The organism is Micromonospora sp. M61, assembly GCF_018070245.1.
Classification (GTDB): Bacteria; Actinomycetota; Actinomycetes; order Mycobacteriales; family Micromonosporaceae; genus Micromonospora; species Micromonospora zamorensis.
The window spans coordinates 49,537-67,363 of record NZ_JAGPYA010000023.1; the positions used below are offsets into that span (position 1 = coordinate 49,537).

20 protein-coding genes are annotated in these 17,827 nt (G+C 72.4%); 13 read left to right on the forward strand and 7 right to left on the reverse strand.

Annotated features, from left to right (window positions below; genetic code table 11):
- The first annotated feature begins 8 nt into the window (after positions 1-8).
- The 3 genes from KBX34_RS15495 (at position 9) to KBX34_RS15505 (ending at position 2,996) form a co-directional block, all read left to right on the forward strand.
- A complete protein-coding gene (locus KBX34_RS15495; RefSeq protein WP_210791282.1) occupies positions 9-1,175 on the forward strand; it encodes an acyl-CoA dehydrogenase family protein in 1,167 nt (388 codons plus the stop codon).
- A 94-nt stretch (positions 1,176-1,269) separates the two neighbouring features.
- The gene (locus KBX34_RS15500) at positions 1,270-2,319 is read left to right on the forward strand and encodes a type III polyketide synthase (RefSeq protein WP_210791279.1); all 1,050 of its coding nucleotides are present in this window, start codon (positions 1,270-1,272) and stop codon (positions 2,317-2,319) included.
- Positions 2,320-2,351: 32 nt separating this feature from the next.
- A complete protein-coding gene (locus KBX34_RS15505) occupies positions 2,352-2,996 on the forward strand; it encodes a hypothetical protein (RefSeq protein WP_210925552.1) in 645 nt (214 codons plus the stop codon).
- Between the two features lie 81 nt (positions 2,997-3,077).
- Here the strand turns inward: KBX34_RS15505 and KBX34_RS15510 are convergent, their stop codons facing one another.
- Positions 3,078-3,764, reverse strand: coding sequence for a hypothetical protein (locus KBX34_RS15510; protein WP_210791268.1), 687 nt, complete (start codon positions 3,762-3,764; stop codon positions 3,078-3,080).
- Between the two features lie 328 nt (positions 3,765-4,092).
- Here KBX34_RS15510 and KBX34_RS15515 point away from each other — a divergent pair, with 328 nt between their 5' ends.
- Genes KBX34_RS15515 through KBX34_RS15530 form a run of 4 tightly spaced genes read left to right on the forward strand, consistent with a single transcriptional unit; the run spans position 4,093 to position 6,868 of the window.
- On the forward strand, positions 4,093-4,578 hold the full coding sequence (locus KBX34_RS15515; RefSeq protein WP_088950500.1) for a CarD family transcriptional regulator: 486 nt from the start codon (positions 4,093-4,095) through the stop codon (positions 4,576-4,578).
- A 56-nt stretch (positions 4,579-4,634) separates the two neighbouring features.
- On the forward strand, positions 4,635-5,330 hold the full coding sequence (ispD, locus tag KBX34_RS15520) for a 2-C-methyl-D-erythritol 4-phosphate cytidylyltransferase (protein ID WP_210925554.1): 696 nt from the start codon (positions 4,635-4,637) through the stop codon (positions 5,328-5,330).
- A 13-nt stretch (positions 5,331-5,343) separates the two neighbouring features.
- Positions 5,344-5,829, forward strand: a complete 486-nt coding sequence (gene ispF, locus KBX34_RS15525; RefSeq protein WP_210925588.1) for a 2-C-methyl-D-erythritol 2,4-cyclodiphosphate synthase — start codon at positions 5,344-5,346, stop codon at positions 5,827-5,829.
- Between the two features lie 10 nt (positions 5,830-5,839).
- Positions 5,840-6,868 carry a tetratricopeptide repeat protein gene (locus KBX34_RS15530; RefSeq protein ID WP_210925556.1) on the forward strand — a complete coding sequence of 343 codons (1,029 nt, stop codon included), beginning with the start codon at positions 5,840-5,842 and terminating at the stop codon, positions 6,866-6,868.
- Between the two features lie 136 nt (positions 6,869-7,004).
- Here KBX34_RS15530 and KBX34_RS15535 read toward each other — a convergent pair whose 3' ends face one another.
- Entirely contained in the window at positions 7,005-8,171 is a 1,167-nt protein-coding gene (locus tag KBX34_RS15535) for a homogentisate 1,2-dioxygenase (RefSeq protein ID WP_088950497.1), read from the reverse strand.
- Between the two features lie 94 nt (positions 8,172-8,265).
- Between KBX34_RS15535 and KBX34_RS15540 the strand changes: the two genes are divergently transcribed.
- The 6 genes from KBX34_RS15540 to KBX34_RS15565 all read left to right on the forward strand — a co-directional run bounded on the left by KBX34_RS15540 (position 8,266) and on the right by KBX34_RS15565 (position 13,156).
- Positions 8,266-9,135: a hypothetical protein gene (locus KBX34_RS15540; RefSeq protein ID WP_099849078.1), complete on the forward strand. Its 870-nt coding sequence runs from the start codon at positions 8,266-8,268 to the stop codon at positions 9,133-9,135.
- Positions 9,132-10,328 (forward strand): fumarylacetoacetase, encoded by a 1,197-nt coding sequence (fahA, locus tag KBX34_RS15545; RefSeq protein WP_210925558.1) that lies wholly within the window; start codon positions 9,132-9,134, stop codon positions 10,326-10,328. The genes KBX34_RS15540 and fahA overlap by 4 nt, the downstream gene beginning before the upstream one ends.
- 174 nt (positions 10,329-10,502) lie before the next feature.
- Complete coding sequence (locus KBX34_RS15550; RefSeq protein WP_088950494.1) at positions 10,503-10,712, forward strand: DUF397 domain-containing protein; 210 nt, start codon at positions 10,503-10,505, stop codon at positions 10,710-10,712.
- A gap of 143 nt (positions 10,713-10,855) precedes the next feature.
- A complete protein-coding gene (locus KBX34_RS15555; protein WP_210791258.1) occupies positions 10,856-11,338 on the forward strand; it encodes an SRPBCC family protein in 483 nt (160 codons plus the stop codon).
- Between the two features lie 101 nt (positions 11,339-11,439).
- The gene (locus KBX34_RS15560; protein WP_210791256.1) at positions 11,440-12,696 is read left to right on the forward strand and encodes a PQQ-binding-like beta-propeller repeat protein; all 1,257 of its coding nucleotides are present in this window, start codon (positions 11,440-11,442) and stop codon (positions 12,694-12,696) included.
- A 100-nt stretch (positions 12,697-12,796) separates the two neighbouring features.
- Entirely contained in the window at positions 12,797-13,156 is a 360-nt protein-coding gene (locus KBX34_RS15565; RefSeq protein WP_210791254.1) for an LPXTG cell wall anchor domain-containing protein, read from the forward strand.
- 85 nt (positions 13,157-13,241) lie between these two features.
- On the opposite strand, the gene KBX34_RS15570 is transcribed toward KBX34_RS15565, so the two are convergent.
- The 5 genes from KBX34_RS15570 to KBX34_RS15590 form a co-directional block, all read right to left on the reverse strand.
- A complete protein-coding gene (locus KBX34_RS15570) occupies positions 13,242-14,198 on the reverse strand; it encodes a hypothetical protein (RefSeq protein WP_210791252.1) in 957 nt (318 codons plus the stop codon).
- Positions 14,199-14,292: 94 nt separating this feature from the next.
- Complete coding sequence (locus tag KBX34_RS15575) at positions 14,293-14,847, reverse strand: hypothetical protein (RefSeq protein WP_307871405.1); 555 nt, start codon at positions 14,845-14,847, stop codon at positions 14,293-14,295.
- A gap of 137 nt (positions 14,848-14,984) precedes the next feature.
- A complete protein-coding gene (gene hisC / locus KBX34_RS15580) occupies positions 14,985-16,088 on the reverse strand; it encodes a histidinol-phosphate transaminase (protein ID WP_099849068.1) in 1,104 nt (367 codons plus the stop codon).
- Positions 16,085-17,113, reverse strand: a complete 1,029-nt coding sequence (locus KBX34_RS15585) for an RDD family protein (protein WP_141911529.1) — start codon at positions 17,111-17,113, stop codon at positions 16,085-16,087. Before KBX34_RS15585 ends, hisC begins: the two co-directional genes overlap by 4 nt.
- On the reverse strand, positions 17,110-17,817 hold the full coding sequence (locus KBX34_RS15590) for an RDD family protein (protein WP_210791250.1): 708 nt from the start codon (positions 17,815-17,817) through the stop codon (positions 17,110-17,112). The genes KBX34_RS15585 and KBX34_RS15590 overlap by 4 nt, the downstream gene beginning before the upstream one ends.
- Positions 17,818-17,827 lie beyond the last annotated feature (10 nt).

A 17,827-nucleotide genomic window follows, 5' to 3' on the forward strand; every position in this document is an offset into this window, starting at 1 on the left:
GAGACGATATGACGGTGCAGGCGCTTGAGGCGGCCCGCCGGTTGGCGCCGCGGTTCGCCGCGCGTGCGGCGGACCACGACCGGGACGGTTCCTTCCCCGTCGAGGACTTCCGTGACCTGCGGGAGGCTGGCCTTTTCGGGTTGATGGTGCCCCGGGCACTGGGCGGCATGGAGGCCAGCTTCGCCGAGTACGCCGCGGTGGCCACTGAGCTTGCCCGGGGCAACGGCGCGACGGCCCTGGTGTTCAACATGCACGCCTCGGTGACCGGTGCCCTGGGCGCGGTCACCGAGGAGTTGGCCGAGGCGTTGGGTGTGCCGGACGAGGCGCTGGTCGCCCGGGACCGGCTGCTCACCGCTGCGGCTCAGGGCTCCTGGTACGCGGTCGCGATGAGCGAGCGTGGCGCCGGTGCCCGGCTGTCCCAGCTGACCACGGCGTACGAGACGACCGACGAGGGTTGGCATCTCAAGGGCAGCAAGACCTTCTGCTCCGGCGCCGGGCATGCCGACGGTTACCTGGTGGCGGCGCGCAGCGCGGCCGACCAGTCGGTGGTCTCGCAGTTCCTGGTGCCGGCCGGTGACGGGTTGACAGTGGAGCCGACCTGGGATGCGCTCGGCATGCGTGCCACCTCCTCGCACGACCTGCACCTGGACGTGACGGTTCCGGCGGACCGGCTGCTCGGCGGTGTGGAAGGGCTGGCGCTGGTGGTCGCCCAACTGATGCCGCACTGGCTGGTGGCCAGCTACGCGGCGGTGTACGTGGGGGTGGCCCGGGCGGCGATCGACGCGGCGGCCGAGCACCTCAACGCCCGCAACCTGGCCGGTCTGCCGGCGGTGCGGGCCCGACTGGGCCGGGCGGACGCGGCCACGGCGGCCGCCCAGCTGGTGGTCGCCGAGGCGGCCCGTCGGGTGGACGAGGCGCCGGGTGACGAGGAGACCAACCGTTGGGTGTGGCGGGCGAAGCTGCTCGCCGGCACCACGGCCGCCGAGGTCGCGGCGTCGGTGTTGGAGGCGGCGGGCACCTCGGCGACCCGACGTGGTCATCCGTTGGAGCGGCTCTACCGCGATGCCCGCTGCGGCTCGCTGCACCCGGCCACCTCGGATGTCTGCGCCGACTGGCTGGGCATCGCCGCCCTGGGCGGCGACCCGGACCGCGACGGATCGGCACCGCGTTGGTGAGCCGGCCCTGCGGGGCTCGCACGCAAGATAGGCCAGCCGAGGCGGCTGGTGGGACGGCCAGGGGGAGGACAGCATTTGACGAGAGGTGGGGATCGTGTCCGTACCAGTGATCGCGGGGCTCGGGATTGCACAGCCGCCGTCCGCTTCGCAGGACGAGTTGTGGGAGGGCTACTTCTCCCGGCACTTCACCGGCACCACCAGGTCGTTGGCCCAGCGGATCTTCGCGCACTCCGGGGTGACCCGGCGTCAGGCTGCGGTCAACCCGCTGTTGGAGGACGTGTCGGACTGGCCGACCGAGCGCCGGATGCGTCGCTATCAGGTCGAGGCGCTGCCGTTGGGCAAGGAGGCGGTGGGCCGCGCGTTGACCGCAGCCGGCTTGGACGCCGGCGACATCGGGCTGTTCATCGTCTGCTCCTGCACGGGCTACGCCACCCCCGGGCTGGACATCCTGCTCGCCCGGGACCTCGGCATGGCCGCGGACACCCAGCGGATGTTCATCGGCCACATGGGCTGTTACGCGGCGATGCCGGGCCTCGGTGCGGCGAGTGACTTCGTCACCGCGCGAGGACGACCGGCGCTGCTGCTCTGCGCGGAGCTGACCAGCCTGCACATCCAACCGTCGAGTGCCAGGGTGGACACCCAGCAGATCGTCTCCCACGCGCTCTTCTCGGATGCGGCGGTCGCCGCCGTGGTCACGCCGAGTGGCCCGGGGTACGCGTTGCGCGAGGTCACGTCCGTCACCGACACCTCGACAGCGGACCACATGACGTGGGACGTCACCGACGCCGGTTTCCGGATGGGGCTGTCACCGAAGGTGCCGCAGGTGCTGTCGAGGCACGTCCGTGCGCTGGTCGACGATCTGCTGGCCCGGCACGGTCTCACCAGTTCCGAGGTGGACGGCTGGGCGGTGCATCCGGGCGGGCCGCGGATCCTCAACGTGGTGGAGCGTGAGTTGGCGTTGCCGCCGCAGGGTCTGGCGGCGTCCCGGGCGACGCTCGACGAGCACGGCAACTGCTCGTCCCCGACCGTGCTGCTGATCCTGGACCGGCTGGGCCGTGCGACTCCTGCGGCTCGACGTGTCGTCATGTTGGCGTTCGGTCCCGGCCTCACCCTGTACGCCGCTCTGCTCGATCGACAGGACTGATCACCTCCTCCTCCGGCCGGTACGCTCGCTGAATGGATACGACGGCGGACGACCGACTGCGCTCGGCCGTCCTGGTGGGTGCCGCGGTGGCCGTGCTGGCCGTTGGTGGCTGGTGGTGGCAGGCCGCCGCGCCCGCCTCGACGGCCAGGTCGGCTGCTCCTTCGGAGACCGTCCCGTCCACCGGGCCGAGTGTGAGCACGGCGCTGGAACGCGCCCTGGTCACCGGGGCGCCCGGTGAACGGCTGACGATGCGGGTGGACGCGAGCGGCGAGGTCGTCAGCATCCCGGAGGGCGTACGGACGGAGATCGACCCGGAGACCGGCAAGATCGTCGACATCGACGGCAATCTCGCTGCCCTCTTCTTCGGGGATGATCTGCCCTCGTTCCGCGACACCGTTTGGCAGGAGCGGGCGACACTCGCTCCGGGGCAGAGCGTGGTCCGGCAGGCAGCGGGCGACAGTGGCCGTCACCTCCTGCAATACCGGTGCACCAGGCCGGGCGCCATGCTGGTGAGCGTCTCCGGGGCCGGGCTCGCCGGGCCGTCCCAGATCGACTGCGACGGCACGGTCGCCAGCGCCGAGGTGCTGGCGCACGGCAGGCCGTTCCGGGTGTCGCTGTCGGCGACGGGTGAGCGGGAGATCGACGTGCAGGCGCAGCTCGTCTTCCTGCCCCGCTAGGCCGCCAGGCTGCGCTCGGGCGCGTCGCGCCGCACTCAACGCGCTGAGCCGCGACCAGGCCGCCCAGGCGGTGAGCTGCGCTCAGGCGCCGAGGGCGGTCAGCTCACCTCGGTAGGTGTCCACCGGCCCCAGGTCGGGCAGCACCAGGGTCACCGTGCCGGCGCGGTCGACCAGCAGGGCGGTGGCGACGCCGGGGCGGGCCGGTTGGCCCAGGAACGAGCGCAGCCCTCCGGCTGGGTCGGCCAGCGCCCGGACCTGCGGTCGGTTGGTCGGTGGGGCTGGCGCCGTCCGGCCGCCGCTGACGGTCACCACGGAAACCCCGGCGGGCGCAGCCGTCAGGGCGTCGGCGACGCGGTCCGGGCAGGGGCAGCCGTCCAGCAGGATGATCATGGCGGGCAGCAGGCCGCGCAGTGGCACCGGCGCCTGGCCCGCGTCGACCAGGTCCAGTGCGGGCAGGGCCCGCCCGGCGAGAGTCGCGGGTGGCGAGTAGGGCGCCGGGGTCGGACGGTCGCTGCGGCTGGCGCGTGGCCAGGTGACCGCGACCAGGCCGGTCAGCGTGGTGAGGACCGCCACCAGCAGGACCAGCAGCGGTAGGCCCAGAGCGCGGCTGCGGGGCAGGCCGGTGGCCCTGCGGAGTTCACGGCGGATCTGGGCGGCCTCGGCGGCGAGCGCGGAGGCGTCGTCGGGAACCACGACACGGCCCCACTCGGGCGGCAGACCGGGCAGGCCGTCGGTCGGCCCGTGGCCCTCTGCGTCCGGCTTGCCCATCGGACCTCCTGGAAGCGTCTCGAGAGCGGAGTGCGGCTAGGTCTCCAGGGTCGCGCACCAGGGGCTCCTCCCGCTACACCTGGGCGCAGTCCCGCTGGCCGGGCTACCATGGGAGGAGCGCGTAGCCCTTGATCTCGACGTTCCGTTCACCCGTACCGGGCAGTCATTCGTTCGTTACGGAGCGTGTTCGAACCATTGGTTTGACCGCCTGTCAAGCTGAAGCAAGACCTCTCACAGGGCCCCTGAGCTGCGCCAATGGTCAGGACATCGGAGAGACATCAGTGCCTGACCGTGTTACCCTAGACACAGCGAAAGGGGTTTCGAACCTATGGTTTTCAGTGTCGGCGAGACCGTTGTTTACCCCCACCACGGGGCCGCACTCATCGAGGCAATCGAGACTCGGATCATCAAGGGCGAGCCTAAGAAATACCTCGTCCTGAGGGTCGCGCAGGGTGACCTGACGGTCCGGGTGCCCGCCGAGAATGCCGAGATCGTGGGTGTGCGCGAGGTGGTCGGCGAAGAGGGCCTGGGCAAGGTCTTCGACGTTCTCCGGGCTCCGCACACCGAGGAGCCGACCAACTGGTCGCGGCGTTACAAGGCCAACCTGGAAAAGCTGGCCTCCGGCAACCCGCTGAAGGTCGCCGAGGTCGTTCGCGACCTGTGGCGCCGGGAGCGGGAGCGGGGCCTTTCCGCTGGTGAGAAGCGGATGCTGGCCAAGGCCCGCGACATTCTCGTCGGTGAGGTCGCGCTGGCTGAGAAGAGCACCAAGGACGAGGCGGAGACGCTGCTCGACAAGGTCCTCACCGAGGCCTAGTCCGCACAGCATCGTCGTACCCACTTCGTAGCAAAGAAACCACCGAGGACCGTGACGTGACCGCGCAGCTCAATCCGCGCGGTGACGTCGCGGTCCTCGTGCCTGCGGCGGGTGCGGGCGTACGTCTCGGCCCCGGCCGACCCAAGGCACTGCGCCTGCTCGGCGGCGAGCCGCTCCTCGTGCACGCCGTGCGACGGCTGGCCGCCGCACCGTCGGTGCACACGATCGTGGTGGCCGCGCCGGTCGCCGAGGTGGCGGCCGTCCGTGAGCTGCTGGCCCCGGTCGCGCCGGTGATCGTGGTGGCCGGCGGCGCGGAGCGACAGGCGTCGGTGGCCGCCGCGCTGGCCGCGGTGCCCGCTGGCCCGACGATCATCCTGGTGCACGACGCCGCCCGCGCGCTCACGCCGCCCGAGCTGGTCGAATCCGTCGCCGCGGCAGTCCGGGACGGGCGTGACGCGGTGATCCCGGTCCTGCCGGTCGTCGACACGATCAAGGAGGTCGGCGCCGACGAGGTGGTGCTCGGCACCGTCGACCGTTCCGCCCTGCGCGCGGTGCAGACCCCGCAGGGTTTCCGCCGGGCGGTGCTCAGCGCCGCGCACGCCGCAGCCGGTGACTCCCTCACCGACGACGCCGGTCTCGTCGAGAAGCAGGGCGTGACGGTGACCTGCGTGCCGGGCTCGGAGTACGCAGTGAAAATCACCCGCCCGTTCGACCTGGCTCTGGCGGAGCATCTGCTTGCCGCCGGCGGTTGACGCGTACGCTCTGATCATGATCGTTCCCCGGGTGGCCATCGGCACCGACGTGCACGCGTTCGAGCCGGGTCGGCCCTGCTGGGTGGCCGGGCTGCTCTGGCCCGACCAGGACGGCCTTGCCGGGCACTCGGACGCCGACGTGGTCGCGCACGCCGCCTGCAACGCGCTGCTCTCCGCCGCCGGCCTCGGTGATCTCGGCTCCGTCTTCGGGGTGGGTCAACCAGAGTGGGCCGGCGCGTCCGGTGTGGCGCTGCTGACCGAGACGGCCCGCCGGGTGCGGGCCGCCGGCCTGGAGATCGGCAACGTGTCCGTGCAGGTCATCGGCAACCGTCCCAAGATCGGCAAGCGTCGTGCGGAGGCGCAGGAGGTGCTCTCCTCCGCCGTCGGCGCCCCGGTCACCCTGTCCGCCGCGACCACCGACGGGCTCGGTTTCACCGGCCGCGAGGAAGGGCTCACCGGCATCGCGGTGGCTCTGGTGTACAACGCGCCGGCCGCCTAAGCTCGCCGCGATGTCCAGCGATCCCGCTCCCGACCAGTCCGCCGCCGACGGCTACGTCCAGCGCGCCCAACTCCTCGCCGAGCTCGGCCGCCACGACGAGGCGGCCGGCGAGCTGACCTACGGGCTGGCCCTCCAGCCGGACGACGTGGATGCCCTCACCATGCTGGCCCGGGTGCACCTGGCCGCCGACCGTCCGGCCGAGGCGCTCACCGCCGCGGACACGGCCGTGGCCGCCGCACCGGAGGCGCTCCCGCCGCTGGTCGCCCGGGGCATGGCCCTGGCCGATCTGGAGCGCTACGCCGAGTCGGCTGCCACCGCAGACCGGATCCTCGCCCTCGGCCCGGCCGACGCGTACGCCCAGCGCAGCGCGGCGGCGATCCTGGCCGGCGCCCGTAACGGGCAGCCGGCGCTGAACGCGGCCTGGCGCGGGGTCGAGCTTGCCCCGGAGGAGCCGCAGGCTCATCTGGTGCTCAGCCTGGTCGCCGCCCGGCTGGACCTGTTCGACCTGGCCGAGCGGGCCTACCGGGAGGCGTTGCGGCTCGACCCGCGCCTCGCCGAGGCCGGGCACGAGGTCGGTGTCATGCGTCTGGAGCAGCGCCGCTGGTCGGAGGCGTTGGCGCACGTGGCGGACGCGGTGTCGATCAGCCCGAGCCGAGTCGACTCGCCGCGAACCCTCGCGTCCGGCCTGCACCGCCTGGTGCTCTACGGGGCGGGGTGGTCGCTGGTGGCGGCGGTGCTGGTCGCGGTCGCGGCGTCGGCGAGCGACGGGTTCTCCCGCATGCTGGCGGTGCTCGCCGCGCTCACCGGTGGGATCGTCGTCTGGCAGCTCGCGGCCCGGTTGCCCGGGCTGGCCCGGACCGTCCTGCCCGCCATGCTGCACTCTGACCGCGCGATGGCCCTGGCGGTCTACGCCGTGGCCGCCGCGCCGGTGCTGCTGCTGGTGTACGCGGTGATCGGCTCGCCATGGCCGCTGGTGCTGGCGATCGTCGCCACGGCGATCGCTGAGTTCGCCGTGTTCACCCGCACCGCGATCCGCTAGCCCTCTCCGGCAGCACCGCGACAGATCAACAAGCGTCGCCCAGCTCGCGCACGTCAGGGTTTCGCCGGAGCCCGCCCGCGTCGGGATCAAGCCTGACCGCCCAGAGCGGGTGGGCTCCGGCGAAATCCCAGCGCGACTAGACCGAACGCGCCCAGGTCCAGGCGTATCCCTCGTCCTCGCAGCCGGTGGCGGCGTCGCAGAGATCCAGGGGGCGGAACGTGTCGACCATGACGGCCAACTCGTCGAAGTAGTCCGCACCGATGGAACGCTCGGCTGCACCCGGCTGGGGACCGTGGGTGAACCCGGACGGGTGCAGGGAGATCGAGCCCTGCTCGATGCCGGAACCGCGCCGGGCCTCGTAGTTGCCGCCCGTGTAGAAGAGCATCTCGTCGGAGTCGACGTTGTGGTGGTTGTACGGCACCGGGATCGCGTCCGGGTGGTAGTCGACCTTGCGGGGCACGAACGAGCAGATGACGAAGTTGGGGCCCTGGAAGGTCTGGTGCACCGGCGGGGGCTGGTGGATGCGCCCGGTGATCGGCTCGAAGTCGTGGATGGAGAACGCCCACGGGTAGAGGTGCCCATCCCAGCCGACCACGTCGAACGGGTGGTTCGCGTAGACGTAGCGGGTCCAACCACGGCGGTGGCGGACCAGCACCTCGACCTCCTCACCGTCGACGAGCAGCGGCGAGTCGGGGCCGCGGACGTCGCGCTCGCAGTACGGCGAGTGCTCCAGGAACTGGCCGCGGACGGAGAGGTAGCGCTTGGGTGGGCCGATGTGCCCGGACGCCTCGACGGTGAGCAGGCGGACGGGCTGGTCACCGGTGGGCACCAACCGGTGGATGGTCGAGGTGGGGATGATGACGTAATCGCCGGCCACCGCGTCCAGCACCCCGAACGGGGACTCGACCCGCAGGGTGCCCGACTCCACGTAGAGGCAGTGGTCGCCGGTGGCGTCGCGGAACAGCGGTGAGGGGCGGTCGGCGAGCACGTAGCCGATCCGTACGTCGTCGTTGGCGAGCAGGTACTGCCGGCCGAGGACGGGGTCGGAGCCGCCGGTGTCCAGTTTGTGGGTGCGCAGGTGGCGGGGCTTGAGCGGCAGGTTCGGTGCCCGGGTGAACGCGGGCGGGGTGAACTCGTCGGCGGCCAGGATCGCGGTGGGCGCGTGCCGGTGGTAGAGCAGGGACGAGTCGGAGGAGAAGCCCTCCTGGCCCATCAGCTCCTCGGCGTAGAGGGTGCCGTCGGGCTGGCGGAACTGGGTGTGGCGCTTGCGCGGCACATCGCCGACGCTGCGGTAATACGGCATCTCGCCTCCCGATATGTTCCGTTCACCGATCAACCGCGTCCGATAATCGGACGCTGTTGTCCGTTCCTCGTAGCGTCCCGTACATTCTTGTTCCGTGTCAACGCAGGTGCCCGCACTCCTCGACGGCCTGGTGGACGACGCCGCCGTCTTCCCCCCGGGCAGCGCCACGCTGCCCGACGCGCTGACCGCCCACCGCCGGCACCGCGCAGCCTGGTACGCCGACCTGGTCGGCCCGCTGCTGATCCCCGCCTCGACAGTCTCGGCGGGCGAGCTGACTGGTCTCGTCGACCCGGGTGAGGGCCTGGTGATCGGGCTGATCGGTGACACCGGGATCGGGAACCTGCCGTACGCGCTCTCGTTTCTCGCCCCGGACGGCGTCACCGCCCGCCAGGTCGAGGTGGCCGTCGCCAAGCGCGGCGAGGACCCCCTGCCCGGCATCGCCGAGCTGCTGCGGCTGACCGATGCGCTGCCGGACGTCGAGGCCGTCTACGCCGAGCTGCCCCTGACCTTCGGGCTGATGGGCGCGCTGGACGCACTCGCCGCGGCCCGGAACGACGGGGTGCCCGTCGCGGCCAAGTTCCGCACCGGTGGCCTGGCCGCCGAACTCTTTCCCACGCCAGCCGAGCTCGCCGCCGTGATCTGCGCCTGCCGCGACCGGGGCCTGCCCTTCAAGCTCACCGCCGGGCTGCACCAGGCCGTCCGGCACCTGGATTCGGAGACCGGGTTCACCCACCACGGATACGCCAACGTGCTGGCCGCCACCCTGGCCGCCGCCGACGGCGACGGTGTGGAGGCGGTCGCCGAGTTGCTGACCGTGGTCGACCCACGCCCACTGGTGGAGCGGGCGACGACACGACTGGACCTACCGCGCCCACTGTGGGTGGGCTTCGGCTCGTGCAGCATCCTGGAACCACTGACCGATCTGATCCGGCTGGGGCTGGTGAACGGGGGCTACGACGCATGACCTGGGTGACCGGCGCTGACGGATCGCCGTACGGGGTGACGAACCTGCCGTACGGGGTGTTCCGGTCCGACGAGGGTCAGCCGCGGATCGGCGTACGGATCGGGTCCTGGGTGTTCGACCTGGCCGCCGCGGAGGCAGCCGACCTGGTGCTGGCCGCCGGTGCGCTGTGCCGGCCCACCCTCAACGAGTTCATGGCGCTGGGCCGTCCGCAGTGGACGGCGGTGCGGCAGCGCATCACCGAGCTGCTGACCGACCCGGCGCACCGACCCGCGGTGGAGCCGCTGCTGGTGCCCCTCGACGACGTGGAGATGCTGCTCCCGATCGAGGTGGCCGACTACGTCGACTTCTACTCGTCCGAGCACCACGCGTCGAACGTCGGGCAGATCTTCCGCCCCGGCCAGCCGCCGCTGCTGCCGAACTGGAAGCACCTGCCGATCGGCTACCACGGGCGGGCCGGCACCGTGGTCGTCTCCGGCACGCCGGTGATCCGACCGACCGGGCAGCGCGCCTCCGCCGAGGGCCCGGTCACGGGCCCGTCCGTACGCCTCGACATCGAGGCCGAGGTCGGCTTCGTGGTGGGCGTGCCCAGCCCGATGGGGCGTCGGGTGTCGGTCGACGACTTCGCCGACCACGTCTTCGGGGTGGTGCTGGTCAACGACTGGTCGGCCCGGGACATCCAGGCCTGGGAGTACCAGCCGCTCGGGCCGTTCCTCGGCAAGTCGTTCGCCACCTCGGTTTCGGCCTGGGTGACGCCGCTGGACGCGCTCGGCGACGCGTTCGTGCCCGCCCCCGACCAGGACCCGCCGGTGGTCGACTACCTGCGTGACGTGCCGCACCTGGGCCTGGACCTCCGACTGGCTGTCGAGTGGAACGGCGAGCAGGTCAGCGAGCCGCCGTTCGCCACCATGTACTGGACGCCGGCTCAGCAGTTGGCGCACCTCACCGTCAACGGCGCGTCACTGCGCACCGGCGACCTGTACGCCTCCGGAACCGTCTCCGGCCCGGACCGATCGCAGGTCGGCTCGTTCCTGGAACTGACCTGGGGTGGGGCGGAGCCGGTGAAGGTGGGCGACGAGAGCCGCACCTTCCTCGCCGACGGCGACACGGTGACCATCACCGCCACCGCGCCCGGCCCGGACGGCACCACCATCGCCCTCGGCGAGGTCAGCGGCACCATTCGTCCGGCCAACTGAACGGTCGCATTCCATCCGTCTCGTGCACGGGACCGGTCATCGCACAGCCCGTGCGATAACCGGCCCCGGTTGACCCGTTGATCGTCCGGATCCCGTTGCCTCGCCGCGCGATCCGGGCCGGGCTCCGCCCGGCTCTCAGCGGTGGGGCTTCCATTGCACACGGAGGTAACGACGATGCACGATCTTACGGGCGCAATCTGGCGTACCAGCAGCCGTTCGAACGACCAGGGGCTCTGCGTGGAGGTCGCGGACAACCTGGTTGACGTCCACGGTCTGGTCGCGGTCCGCGACTCCAAGGACCAGGCCGGCCCCACGCTCGCGGTCAGCCCGCCGGGGTGGACAGCCTTCATCGGCGCGATCCGGGCCGGTCGATTCGAGCACTGACCGGAGCATCGGCACCGGTCGACGACGTCCGGTGCCGAGCAACGGTCCAAACGGACAGCGCGGCCTCCGGGTGGTGGAAATTCCGTCCCGGGGGCCCCGTCCGGCCCTCACTCCGCGTACCGTCGGGGACACGGGAGGGTGGCATGTCGACGGTCGCGGTTACCGGGTTCATCGAGGCGCACGCTGTCGATGTCTGGCGTCTGCTGACCGACCTGCCCGGCCGTGCGGCCCGGCTGAGCGCCGCCGGCCCGATCGAGATCCTCACCCCGGGGCCGTTCGGCCCGGGCACCGCCTGGCGTGAGGAGCGCGCCCAGCCGGGCGGCGGCACGCTGAGCGAGGAGTTCCTGGTGGTGGAGGCAGTCGCTCCCCATCGGCTGGTTCTCTGTTCCTCCGGTGCCGGCGTGGATTACCGCATCACCTGGAGCCTGCGTCCGGTCCGTCGTCGCCGCCGGGGTTGCACGGCGATCACCGTCAGCCAGGAGGCGGCGCCGACCGACCCGTACGGTCGGGTGGTGGCGCTGCTGCTCGGCGGTCTCGCCGCGCGGGCGGTCGAGGTGGCGTTGCGGCGTGATCTCGCCGACCTGACCGTCGCGGCCGGCGTCCTCGGCTCGGTCGAAGCCGCCTGAGCGCCGACCCGTCAGATCCGCCCTCCGCGCGACCGTCGTCGCCGTGACCTGAGCGGGGTGCGGCCGGTTCCGCTGGGTAGGGTGCCGGTCGGAGGTGCGGCATGGGGTTCCCGAGGGGTCGACGACGGCTCGTGATGGCGGTCGCGGCGCTGCTCGCGATCGCAGCTGTCGCGGTCATCGTCCACCGGGTGCTCGCACCGGCGGAGGTGAGCACGCTGGCGCGGGGTGACTACCCGCCCCCGGCCCGACCGGCTGCCGGAGTGATCGGTCGGTTGCCGGTCGCCCCGTTGATCGTGGACGGGCGACTGCGGGTGTACGCCGCACACCGTCAGGTCTACGCCGACCGGCCGGTCGACGGGCGGTACCGGACCAGCCCGTACTGGTCGTACCGGCGCTGGCCCGCCGAGCTGACCGGGATCGTCGCCAGCGGCAGCACGGTGGTCAGCCGCTGGTCCGACGGCCAACTCGTCGCCCTCGACGCGCGGACCGGCGGCGTGCTCTGGAAGGCCGACGGTCCGAAGCCGGCCGCAAGCACGGCGGTGGTGCGACGTACCTGGGCGGCCCCTGTGTGGGACCCGCGCGGGCTCCAGCTCGCCGACCTCCCGGGCGGTCGAACGGTGCTGCTGGTCAGCGGGGACGCCCAGGCGCGCGGGGTCGAGTTGAGCGACGGCCGGGAGCTGTGGCGGGTCGACCTGCCGGGCAGGTGCCGCAGCGACGTCGGCACCAGCTCCTCGGGACAGCTGATCGGCCTGGACACCTGCGCCGGGCCGGCCACGATCGAGTTCCGGGACGCCGCGACCGGCGTCGTGCGCGAGCGCTGGCGACCGCCGGGTGGCCCGGACGAGTTGGTGGTGACTCCCATCGGCTGCCGTACCGGCCAGTCGGACTGCCTCGCCCTGCGGACCTCCGGTCCGGGTGACGAGGGCGGCCGGGGTTGGTTGCTCGGTGCTGGTGTGCCGGTCGCCGCCCCGGCGCTGGATCCGGCCGGCGCGGTGCTGGTCGGTGACCAGGCCGTTGTCGTGCTCGACGGGGTCGCGGTGGGCCGGTCGGCGGCCACCGGCACGGAGCTGTGGCGGTCCGAGGGCCTGGGTGCGGCCCGGGTGCTGGCCGCGCAGCCTGGCCGGGTGCACCTGCTGACCGAGGCGAACGACCTGGTGACGCTGGATCCGGCGACGGGTACGCAGTTGTCCCGCTTCCTGCTCAACGTCGGCTCGGACGGGACCGGCTGGGTCCCCGGGGCGGTGGCGGCGGCGGACGGTTACGTCGCTGTCGAACGACTCCGCAAGCCGGTCGACCCGGACGGTGACGACCAGCGCTACTACTACACCGGCGAAGCGGTGATCCTGGCTGCCACCTGATCGTGGCGTCTTCGGCACCTGAACCCTCGACCAGCCCATACCCTTTGTCCAGAAAGGGTAGGTTTTTCATGGTTCAGGTTTCCGGGAAAGGGGTCGGCGCATGGGTCGGACAGCAGCCAGCTACCTCGTGGGCGGCGCGCTCGCCGCGACCGCGAGCCTCGTGCTGGCGGTCCCGCCGGTGCTGAGCGTCGACCCCGCATCGGCGCGCGGGATCAGCGCCGTCCGGGCCGAGCCGTCGGCGGACACCGGCGTCACCTTCGAGATCCTGCCGGCGACACCGACACCGACACCGACCCAGCCTCCACCCACTCCCACGCCCGACCCTCCTCAACCCACGCCCAGCCACGGTGGTCAGTTGCCGGTCACCGGCCCGGGCGGGTCGACACTGTTGCTCGTCGGGCTGGGCGGGGGTCTGCTCCTCGTCGGTTGGCTCGCTGTCCGCCGGAGGCGGCCGGTCTGACCTGAGCCTCCGGCCAGGCCCGTGCGGCCTCCGGCCGGCGGCCTGTGCCCTCAGGCTGGCGGCCCGTGCGGTCGCCGGCGTGCTGTCAGCCGCCAGCGCGGATCCGCTCCCTCGGCCGGCCGGCTGGCGGCCGACCGGATCGCCGGGATCGGCGGACCAGCACCGCGAGGCCGGTGACCAACAGCAGGCCAGCGACGGCCGCCCCCACGGCCCAGCCGGACATGATCCGGCTGACGACGCTGCCCCGTTTTCCGACCTGACCCGCATCGGGGAACTGGACCTGCGCGGTGACGCTTCGCTTCACCAACCCGCTCTCCAGGTTCACCTCCGCTTTCCAGGGGCCGTTCGGCAACTCGACCGGGAATCGGGCGATGACCTGCCCGGCGTTACCCGGTGCCAGCGTGACGCCCTGCCCGATCGGGAAGGGGCCGGCCCGGCTGCCGGCTGGACCGTCGGTCAGGGAGACCGTGCCGGTCAGATCGAGGGCGCGGCCGCCGGTGTTGCGGACCTGGACGGTCACCGACGGGTCACCCTCCGGGCCGCGGGCGGGACGTACCTCACCGATCGAGAAGTCGGAGACCGGTTCGCCGCCGGGCCCGATGTCGAGGTACATCCGGACGCCGACCCGGTGGACCTGTGTCACCTCACCGCTGGCCCGGGGTGCCGAAGCGGTGGACGCCCAGATCACCCCGTACCTCTCGCCCTTCGAGGCGGTCTGCGGCACCGTGACGGTCGCCCGGACCCGGGCCTCGCCCCACGGTTGCAGTTCCAGCGCGCGCTGGTCGAGGGTGACCCAGGAGGTCAGCTCGTTCTCGGCACGACCCTCGCCGAAGCGGAACGCGGAGGCTTCCAGGGTCGCGGCTGCCGGATACACGTCGACGCGACGGGTCTCGTCGGTGCGGTTGACGATCAGCAGTTGCCGATTGATGGTGGTGCCCGGCGGTAGGTGGTCGACGACGTAGCGCAGCGCCCGAGGATCGGTGCGGCGGTCGGCCGGGGCTTCCAACAGCCGGATCCCGATGGCCCCGTCGTCCGACCCCACGTCCGGTTCGACCGCGCCGGCCCGGGTCGACAGACCCGGACCGGCGAGGCAGAACAGAGCGAGCGTGACCGCGATGGTCGACCGCCCCCGGGGGCTACGCCACCGAATGCGTCACCGTGCCGGTGTAGACGCCCGCGATGCTGTCCAGCGGGACGTTGACCACCAGGGTGGGGTTCCAGCTGGCGGTGTTGCCGCCGGTGCCGCCGCTGTGGGTGAACGCGGTGAGCGGGGTGGCGCTGGACAGCGGATCGGCGTCGCCGGCGGCCGCCTGTCCCGGCGTGAGGGTGCCGTCGCCGGTGGACGCCGTCGACGGGCCAGACCAGTAGTTGATCTCCTCCGGTAGGACCGTTTCGGGCGGTGAGCCACCGCCGGTCTGGAAGACCGTCGCCGTCACCGAGGCGACCCAGGACGCGTCGGTGGCGCCCCGGGAGTCGGTGACGGTCACCGTGCCGAGCTGGCCGGTGATGGTGCCGCCGGGGGCGCCGTCACCGAGGTCGGCGGCGGCCGGCGCGTCGATGTCGAGCGTGCCGGCGAGCACCTCGAAGGTGGTGGTCGTGGTGTCGGTCGGCGCGGCAGCGGCCGGTGCGGCGAGGACTCCCACCATCGCGGCGGCGGCCGCCCCGGCGAAACAGATCTTGGCAGTACGCACTGTTCGTTACCCCGTTTTCTCGAAGTGAGCCGGTGTGCGTCCTCGCACGACCGGCTACTTCGAAAGATAGGGGTAAAAACACCCTAAACAGGACAAACGCCCTCTTATGTCACTGGTTGGTCACACCAGGTCGACGCTCAGGTCAGCGCCGCCTCGGCGGCGGCCAGGAACGCGTCGTTCTCGGCCGGGGTGCCGATGGTGACCCGGACGCCGTCCCCGGCGAACGGCCGGACGATCACGCCACGCGCCTCGCACGCCTTGCCGAACGCCACCGCGCGGTCGGCCAGCGGGAGCCAGACGAAGTTGGCCTGACTCGTCGGCAGGTCCGGCACGAACTTGCGGACAGCCTCGGTGACCCGGTCCCGCTCGGCGACGACCAGGGCGCAGCGGCGCTCCATCTCGGCCGCCTGGGTCAGCGCCGCGAGCGCACCGGCCTGGGCCGCCGTGCTGCTGGAGAACGGCGTCGCCACCTTGCGGATCGCGGCGGCCACCACCGGCTGGGCGACCAACCAGCCCATTCGCAGCCCGGCGAGCCCCCACGCCTTCGACAGCGTGCGCAGCACCGCCACGTTGGGCCGGTCCAGGTAGTCGAGCCCGTCCGGCACCTCCGGGTCGGTGACGAACTCCCGGTACGCCTCGTCGATCACCACCAGCACGTCGTCCGGCACCGCGTCGAGGAACCGGTCCAACTCGGCCCGGCGCAACGCCGTACCCGTGGGGTTGTTCGGGTTGCAGACGAAAATCACCCGGGTCCGGTCGGTCACCGCCGCGGCCATCGCCGCCAGGTCGTGCCCGTGCCCGGCGTCGTTGGGCACCCGCACGCTGGTCGCGCCGCTGGTCGCCACGATGATCGGGTACGCCTCGAACGACCGCCACGAGTAGAGCACCTCGTCGCCGGGCAGGCAGGTGGCCCGGACCAGGTGCTCGGCCAGCGCCACCGAACCGCAGCCGGTGGCGATCCGGTCGGCGTCCACGCCGTACCGCTGGGCCAGCGCGTCACGCAGCGCGACCACGCCCATGTCCGGGTAGCGGTGCGAGGTGGTGATCGCCTCGGTGACCGCCTCCACCACGCCGGGCAGCGGCCCGTAGGGAACCTCGTTGCTGGCCAGCTTGATGGCCTCCGGCAGGCCCAACTCCCGAGCCAGGTCGGCAGGGCTGCGCCCCGGCACGTAGTTGGGCAACGCGTCCAGGTCGGCGCGGGTCAGCCGCAGCGCCGGCTGGTGACGTCCGGAGTCGGTCATGGGGTGTCTCCCGGGGGCTGGTCGCGGTCGTTCGAGGGGGCGGAAGCGGGGCGGTAGGGGACTTCGACGACCACCGTCTGCGCGCGCTTGTCGTGCAGCGCCTGGCGCAGAGGGTGGTCCCAGAGGGGGGACAGGGAATCGACGAATTGCAGCACCAGGCCGATCCCGGCGCAGTACCAGAGCAGCGTCGGCAGGCCCAGCGTGCTCCACCGGCTCAGCGCCCGGCCGAAGCCCAACGGCTGGTCAGCGGCCATCGGCACCGCCCGGATCCGCATCACCCGCTTGCCGACGGTCTGCCCACCGGCGGCCATGGCGGGCACCTCGAACGCCAGCCACAGCGCGGTGGCGATCAGCAGGATCACCACGAGGAGCGATCCTGCCTGCTCGCCGGGAACGGGCAGGCCCTCGGCGGAGGTGTCGCCGCGCGCGGCGCGCCGGAACAACTCCTGCCAGTACGGTGCCCACTCCTGTGCCCAGCGCCAGACGAACCAGCCGTTGACCACCACGTTCAGTGCGAGGAGGAGCGCGAGGTCGATCAGCCGCGCGGTGAGCCGGCGGCCGTAACCGGCCAGCCTGAGGCCGTGCGGCCGAGGCTCGGGCGGTCGTATCACCCAGCCGGGGTGACCAGCCGGAGGCGCCCAGCCGGGTTGACCGGCCGGGGGCGTCCCGGCGGACTGGTCACCCGGAGGGGCCCAGCCGGGAGGACCGCCCTGCGGACCCCAACCGGGCGGGCCGGCCTGCGGTCCCCAGCCCGGGCCGTGACCCGGCGGCGGGCCGTACCCCGGTTGTGGTCCGGGTTGTGGGCCCTGGTGTGGCGGCCAGCCGGGTGCGACGGGCCCCGGGGAGGTCGGACCGGAGGTTGGGGGCGTGGGCGGCTCGGGCGGCGTGACCGGCTCGGGCGGCGGTGGACCGTCCGGCGGGGTGGCGTCGACGGGAATGGGCGCGCCGAGCCAACCCTCGCCGTCCCAGTAGCGCCGGGTCTCGGTGTCGGCGGGGTCGACGTACCAGCCGGGTTGCACACTCACGAGGACACCTTAACGACGACCGTTTCGGCGAACTTGTCGTGGAGGCACTGCTGCCACGGCTTGTCCCAGAGCTGCCAGAGCCCATCGAGGTAGCTGCTCCCGGGGACCAGCGAGCCCGCCAGGTACTGCACCACCCACCGTCGCCCGGCCATTCCCCGGTTGAGCGTGCGGGTCGGGTCGAGCGGCACCACCCGCAGCTTCATGGCCTTCTTGCCGAGGGTCTGACCGCGGCGCTTGAGGTATTCCACGTGGTAGAGCCAGTAGAGCCCGAGCATCACCACGATGAGCCCGAACTGGAGCAGGATCATCGGCAGGAAGAAGTCCACGAGGAAGACGGCCGGGTCGGGTTCCACGAAGGTCCCGTCCGGGTTGGTCCGGGTCATCTCGCTGAACATGCGCAGCCACAGGATGACGAGGAACGGGCTGAACAACGCCAGCGACACGGCGGTCGCCAGCGCCGTGTCGATCAGCCAGGCCAGCAGCCGGTCGGCGAAGCTGGCCAGCGGCTGACCGCCCGGGCTCAGCGGCGGGGGCAGCGGGCCGGGTGGTCCGGCGTGCCACTGCGGCGGGGCGTAACCGGGTGGGGCGTACTGCGGCGGCGCGGCGTACCCCTGCGGGTGTGGTCCGGGCGGCGGCGCGACGGCGCCGGCGGCGGGCTGAGGCCCACCGACCGGCGGCGTCGGGTACGACGGAGGCTGCGTCACGCTCGCAAGT

Bases quoted from the DNA above. Each gene is read 5' to 3' on its own strand.
- KBX34_RS15495 (WP_210791282.1), top strand. From the start codon at position 9: ATGACGGTGCAGGCGCTTGAGGCGGCCCGCCGGTTGGCGCCGCGGTTC.
- KBX34_RS15505 (WP_210925552.1), top strand. From the start codon at position 2,352: ATGGATACGACGGCGGACGACCGACTGCGCTCGGCCGTCCTGGTGGGT.
- KBX34_RS15510 (WP_210791268.1), bottom strand. From the start codon at position 3,764: ATGGGCAAGCCGGACGCAGAGGGCCACGGGCCGACCGACGGCCTGCCC.
- KBX34_RS15515 (WP_088950500.1), top strand. From the start codon at position 4,093: ATGGTTTTCAGTGTCGGCGAGACCGTTGTTTACCCCCACCACGGGGCC.
- KBX34_RS15530 (WP_210925556.1), top strand. From the start codon at position 5,840: ATGTCCAGCGATCCCGCTCCCGACCAGTCCGCCGCCGACGGCTACGTC.
- KBX34_RS15535 (WP_088950497.1), bottom strand. From the start codon at position 8,171: ATGCCGTATTACCGCAGCGTCGGCGATGTGCCGCGCAAGCGCCACACC.
- fahA (WP_210925558.1), top strand. From the start codon at position 9,132: ATGACCTGGGTGACCGGCGCTGACGGATCGCCGTACGGGGTGACGAAC.
- KBX34_RS15550 (WP_088950494.1), top strand. From the start codon at position 10,503: ATGCACGATCTTACGGGCGCAATCTGGCGTACCAGCAGCCGTTCGAAC.
- KBX34_RS15555 (WP_210791258.1), top strand. From the start codon at position 10,856: ATGTCGACGGTCGCGGTTACCGGGTTCATCGAGGCGCACGCTGTCGAT.
- KBX34_RS15560 (WP_210791256.1), top strand. From the start codon at position 11,440: ATGGGGTTCCCGAGGGGTCGACGACGGCTCGTGATGGCGGTCGCGGCG.
- KBX34_RS15565 (WP_210791254.1), top strand. From the start codon at position 12,797: ATGGGTCGGACAGCAGCCAGCTACCTCGTGGGCGGCGCGCTCGCCGCG.
- hisC (WP_099849068.1), bottom strand. From the start codon at position 16,088: ATGACCGACTCCGGACGTCACCAGCCGGCGCTGCGGCTGACCCGCGCC.